3 protein-coding genes are annotated in these 6,315 nt (G+C 45.8%); 2 read left to right on the forward strand and 1 reads right to left on the reverse strand.

Going from position 1 to position 6,315, the window contains the following annotated elements:
• Positions 1–1,010, reverse strand: a 1,010-nt coding sequence (locus VF500_RS23340; RefSeq protein ID WP_330861979.1) for a ligand-binding sensor domain-containing protein, incomplete at its 3' end; no start/stop codon positions are given.
• 521 nt (positions 1,011–1,531) lie between these two features.
• On the opposite strand from VF500_RS23340, the gene VF500_RS23345 reads away from it, so the two are divergent.
• Both VF500_RS23345 and VF500_RS23350 read left to right on the forward strand, forming a co-directional pair.
• On the forward strand, positions 1,532–4,648 hold the full coding sequence (locus VF500_RS23345) for a SusC/RagA family TonB-linked outer membrane protein (RefSeq protein WP_330861980.1): 3,117 nt from the start codon (positions 1,532–1,534) through the stop codon (positions 4,646–4,648).
• A gap of 19 nt (positions 4,649–4,667) precedes the next feature.
• Positions 4,668–6,179: a RagB/SusD family nutrient uptake outer membrane protein gene (locus VF500_RS23350; RefSeq protein ID WP_330861981.1), complete on the forward strand. Its 1,512-nt coding sequence runs from the start codon at positions 4,668–4,670 to the stop codon at positions 6,177–6,179.
• Positions 6,180–6,315: the final 136 nt, after the last annotated feature.

A 6,315-nucleotide genomic window follows, 5' to 3' on the forward strand; every position in this document is an offset into this window, starting at 1 on the left:
CCGCGATGGGTGCCTACCCACAAATTACTTTGATCATCTTCAAAAATGGCCGATACCGTGCGTTGCGATAAGCTGCTCGAGTTTTCGGATACATTTTGATAATTGCTGAATGTGCCGTTTTGTGAGTTGAACAAGCTTAGGCCGCCGTTAATACCCCCTGCCCTGATATTGCCCTTCTTGTCCACCAGTAGGCTTTTTACCTGGTCGTTTGCAAGACTGCCATTAGCCTGCTGCTCATGTTGGTAACGTTTAATGGTTTTATCCTTAAAGTTGAGCACCATGAGGCCGCCGTTTTCGATACCCAACCAAAGATTATGCAAGCTATCTTCCTGGATCCGGTTTACCGGGTTGCTGATCTCCGCGAAACCATTTATAGTATTGCTAAATGTATTATTAGCCCGGTTAAAGATCTTTAACCCGCTGCCGGTACCTGCCCAAAGGTTATTATGGCTATCCTCATAAAGGTAGTTGATCTGCCTGCTTTCTTCGTTTTTGGCGATGCTCCGGTCATCATAAAAGTGAAGGAAACTATTGCTTATTGTATCGTATTTATTGAGGCAGCCATCGGTAGTTCCTATCCAAAGGTTGCCCTTTTTATCATCGTAAATACAGTTTACGGTATTGTTAGCGATACTTTGCTTATTGGCTGCACTGTGCTTGTAACGGGTGAAGGTGTTTTTAAAAGGATTAAACCTGTTGAGGCCGTTGCTGGTGCCCACCCACAGATTATGGTGGCTGTCCTCAAATAAACAACGGATGTAATTATCACTGATGGTATTAGCATCGGCGGGATTGTTCTTAAATATCGTGATCTGGTAGCCATCGTACCGGTTTAGCCCGTCGCGGGTGCCAAACCAGATGAACTTCCGATTATCCTGGTAAATAGTTTCGATGGTGCTGTTTGATAACCCTTGAAGACTATTGATATGGCTGAACTTGAGCTTGGGCGCCTGCGCCGATGCCGGTTGCGTAAAACAAAATAAAGCAGTGACCAATCCGCAGGCAAGCATCCTTATGCTGCACAGCCAATGGTTTAGCTTAAATATCTTACTACGTGGCACTGATAATTCGGACTAAAAAAACAACAGCAATTATTGGGTATCAATTGGTATTGAAGCAATATTAATAATAAATGTTAAAAATACAGCTAAAAAAGAACGCGTTCAAGTAAATAGTATTTTAAATAGTTCGATCTGCTTTAATAATTGGGAAGAAAAATTAGTGTGAAAATTTTTGATTCACCACCTCCTGATTTGTATACATCTTTCAAAAGCCGTTTCTCCGGCCACATCTTTATGGTTTTACCCCAATAAATAACAGTTTGAACCAAAAAAATGAACATCTGCACAAAGCCGATCATTATTTAAACCTGTCATTTGTACAGTAAACCAAATGCTTTTTCCTTTCATGAACTGATGTGCACGGTTGCTGAGATTTGATGCAACAATAAGATCTGCACGCCTGATATCGCCGCCGCATGCATCTGTATTATGTGGAAAAAGCCTGTTTTAAACCAATTAAAAATTAAAATATGCAAAACTCTACTTTTCAATTTTGGAGAAGATTATGCCTGCTGGTGTTTGCGCTGGCTATGCTGTCAGTCTCCGGTGTTTATGCCCAGCAAACGGTAACAGGTACGGTTACCTCAAAGGAAGACGGCACAACATTGCCTGGCATCTCTGTTAGTATCAAAGGAACATCGCAGGGAACGGCCACCGATGCTGCCGGGAAATTCAGTATTAAAGCAGCCAGTGGTACAGTACTGTTATTTCGTGGTTTGGGTTATGACGCCAAGGAAGTAACCGTTAGCGGCAGCACTTTAAACGTAACCTTGGATACTAAACAAAACGGTCTTAATGAGGTGGTGGTTATCGGCTACGGTACAACTACTCGTCAAAATATTACCACTGCCGTAACTAAGGTCGATCCTAAGAAGATCCCGCAGGCTGCAAATAACTCTATCCCTCAATTGCTGTTCGGCCGTGCTTCAGGCTTACAGGTATCACAGGGTAGCTCACAGCCGGGCGGTAATATTAACTTGTCTATCCGCGGCCGTGGTAACCCGTTGTATGTGGTTGACGGGGTAATCTTCCCGGGCGATGGACTTGAGCCAGGTAACGGCACCATTGCAGGCGAAACCAACGGCGTAAGCCGCGGCGGTCTTGCCGGTTTAAATCCTGATGATGTGGAATCTATCGAGGTATTGAAAGATGCCAGTGCCGCCATCTACGGTGTAAATGCAGCCAACGGTGTAATCCTCATTACTACTAAGAAAGGAAAAGCGGGCAGATTGAATATTACTTACAGCGGCAGCTATTCTTTCGAAAAAAATTACCCTTACCTGCAGCCGCTAAAAGCCAACCAGTACGAAACCTTATACAACCAACTTATTGTTGATCAATACCTGGCAGGCAAACAGCAGCAGCCTTATGGCCCTAACCCGCAATCCGGCTTGCCAACACCAAAATACAGCACCGCCGATATCGCAGCTGCGGGTAATGGTACCGACTGGCTGGGTCAGATCTTCCGCACGGGTGCGATCAACAACCACCAGGTAAATATCAACGGCGGCAGCGAAAAAGCTACCTACTATTTTTCGGGTGGATATTATAATGAAGACGGTACGTTAAAAGGAGCGGGCCTCAATAAATATACAGGTCGCGCTAACCTTTCATTTACCCCAACTAAATTTTTAACCCTGAATGCAAACTTCACCGGTAATACCAATAGCTATTTAAACTCCTCATCAGGCGGGCAAACAGGTGGCTCTGGTAGCCAGGGTTTTGGTATCATCCAGGCGGCTTTGGGTTATCCGGCAAACGTAGCTGTACGTGATGCAAGCGGTGCCTACACCCGTTACGGTGTTATTGCCAACCCGGTATCATTACTGGATGTGCAGGATAATACCAGCTATCATTCATTAAACGCCAATTTATCTGCCGATTTGAAAGTGATCCCGGGCGTATTGGCCGGTCACCTGTTGTTTGGCGATAATTATGAGGCGGCCAACCGTACCTTTTTTGTACCGAGCACGGTTTTCTACTTTTCGCAGAACCTGTCGCGGGCATCTATGAACTATAACAACCGCGAAAACCAGACTTTGGAGGCGACTGTAACTTTTAAGAAAGATATCGCTAAATTTTTAAATATCGACGCGGTTGCTGGTGCAGGTCAGTATAAAAACACTTACAATGCTTTCGGTAGCCAGGGTGCCGGCGGTGCCGATGTAATTGGCGCGACCAACCTATCTGCCGAAACGGCCAATATCGGTATCACTTCGGTAAAAACGGCCAGCAAAACGCGCTCATATTTCGCGCGAAGCTCGTTCAGCTTTTTAGATAAATACCTGTTGACACTGTCATACCGTTATGATGGTTACAGCTTATTTTTCCCTAATACCAAATACGCTTCGTTTCCTTCGGCCTCCATTGGCTGGAAAATCAGCAACGAGGATTTCATGAAGAATGTAAGCTTTGTGAGCCTGCTTAAACTTCGCGCCAGCGCGGGTACAACAGGCAGCACTATCGGGGCGGCAGGTTACGGCGGTTACGCTCCTGATGGGAATACCATTTTCTTTACCAACGGCGCTGTAAACTATGCTACTATAGCCCGTTATGCCATTGATCACCCGGAATTAACCTGGCAAAAAACAGAGAACAAGAATATTGGTTTAGATTTCGGTTTATTTAAAGACCGCGTAACCGGTTCGGTAGATGTGTTCAGAGATGATATCACCAATCTGCTGCGTACAACCGGGCCGACCGCTCCGCTTTCCTACCTGTCAACCCAGCCGGTTAATGGGGGGCACCAGTACAGGCAGGGTTATGATATTTCACTGAGCACGCAAAATTTGAAATTACATGACTTCAGTTGGAACTCGGCCGTCAACGTATCTCACTATACCTACAGGTGGAAAAGCCGCTTTGTGTATGATAACCTGCTTGCCTACCAGGGTGTAACTTACCAGGCTGTTAATGATCCGGTAAACGAGATCTACTATTTTAAAACAAAAGGCCTTTTACAACCGGGCCAAACCGTACCTGCTTCGCAGCCAACCGCTGGCGGCGCTAACCTGCCAGGTTCGCCAATTTATGTTGATGCTGATGGCGACGGCAAATTAACAGGCGCTGATATTGCCAAATTAAATCCAGACCCTAAGATCAGCATTGGTTTTGGTAACGATTTTCACTACAAACAATTCGACTTGAGCATCTTCTTTTACGGTCAGTTTGGCGGCAAGGGAATTAACTACAACAACGCATGGGGCGATCCTAACAGTATAGTATCAAGCACCCAAAGCGGCACCGTGCAGGCATTGAACGCCTGGACATCAGTTAACCAAAGCGGTACAAGGCCAGGCGTAAACTATATTGAAAGCGCAACAGGCTTGCCACAGGGCTCGGACATAAACCTGGTAAGCACCAATTTTGTACGCTGCCGCAACCTTACGCTGGGGTATACTTTTAACTCACCATGGCTAAATAAGTTCACCAAATCGGTACGGGTATTTGTCGATGCGCAAAACCTGTTCATCATCACCAAATACAAAGGTGTTGACCCGGAAGTAAGCTATGCCAGTGTTAAAGGCGGCTATGCTCCGTACCCAATGTTCAGGACATTTTCATTTGGCTTAAGGGCCGGTTTTTAATCTTAAAACAGCAATCAACATGAAAAAAATTATAACCATATGCTTAATGGCTGCTGCTGTAACGGTAAGCAGTTGTAAAAAAGGGTTGGAGCCGCAAATTTACGGTTCATTATCAACCACCAACTTTCCTAAAACCGAGGCCGATTTTGTGAATTATGTTACCGAGGTTTATAAACCGTTTCAATCAAAATGGGGCTATAATGATCCGGCCGGTTATCAGAACGATTGGTTTAGCCCGGAGTACGGCGACATCATGATGTTTGATTACCCTACCGATCAGCTAAACATCTGGACAGGTTGGGGCGGCATTTTCACCCAGTTCAGCACCGCAAGTTTTACTTTTCTGGCTAATCAGGGCACAGGTAATAACCATTTTGAAAAGATCAGGTTTGTGACCCGCATCACCCAGATCATTGACGATATCAACAAATCAACCATCAGCGATGCAGCTAAAAAAGAACTGACCGCCGAAGCCCGCATGTCGCGTGGATGGAATATGTATTACCTGCTGCAATTGTACGGCCCGGTACCGGTGATCCTGGATGCATCAAAGATCAACACCGCAGCCGAAACTGACCTGACCCGGCCAACCCGCGAGGCGTTTTTAGCGTCAATAGTTGGCGACCTTACTTACGCAGCCCAAAACTTGCCTAAATCACCATCGGATTATGGCCGGTTTAACCAGGCTATCGCGCTTACGGTATTGATGCGTACTTATATGAACGAAAAGGATTTTGTTAATGCTGAAAAAACCGGCAGGCAGATCATGACCATGGGCTACTCATTAGTAACCGATTACGCCAGCCTGTTTATGGAAGCAACCGAAAGGAATAACGAAACCATGTGGGCGATATCATGTGTGCCTGATCAGGATGGTAACGAAAATCACGCCAGCTTTAACCCCTGGGTGTTTTATACCTATCCAAAAGATTATCCGGGCAACCGTGTAAAAGATTCATTTGCCGGCGGCGATGCACCTGTTTCAACAACCTGGGCTTTTTACAACTCGTTTGATGCGGCTGATAAAAGGCGTAACCTGCTTATAGCCAGTTATACCAATAAAAGCGGTGTGGTGCGCAACCAGGCAAACGGTTTATCGGGCCCGGTTATAGCCAAGTACCCGGACCTTGGCGGTGCTTCGCTGAATGCTTACCAGGGTAATGACATTCCTAAAGCACGTTTGGGCGACGTAATGTTACAGCTTGCCGAAGCCATCAACCAAAACAGCGGCCCCACTGCCGAAGCTGTATCTTTGGTTAACCAGGTACGTTTAGCACATGGCGGTGCGGCCTTGGGTAATGTGCCTTCATCGGCGACAGCAACCAAGCAGGCTTTTGATACCTGGCTGTTAAAAGAAGAAGGATGGGAAACCTACTTTGAAGGCGAACGCAAGATGGACCTCGTGAGGCATGGTCAATGGCAAAGCGCTTTAACATCGGTAGGTAAAAACGCGGGGCCATACCTGTTCCCCGTACCAACTTATGAAATTACCGCCAGCAAAGGCAAATTAACTCAAACACAAGGTTATTAATACCCCAAAATGAATAGCAGAAATATTGTATTGTGTGGAATGATGCTGTTGTTAATGGCAGCCGCAGGATGTAAAAAGAGTAGCGGAGACCCAGGCACAAAAAAGCCTGATACCGGCGATACAACTAAAACCACCA

The organism is Mucilaginibacter sp., from assembly GCF_036383575.1.
Lineage (GTDB): Bacteria > Bacteroidota > Bacteroidia > Sphingobacteriales > Sphingobacteriaceae > Mucilaginibacter.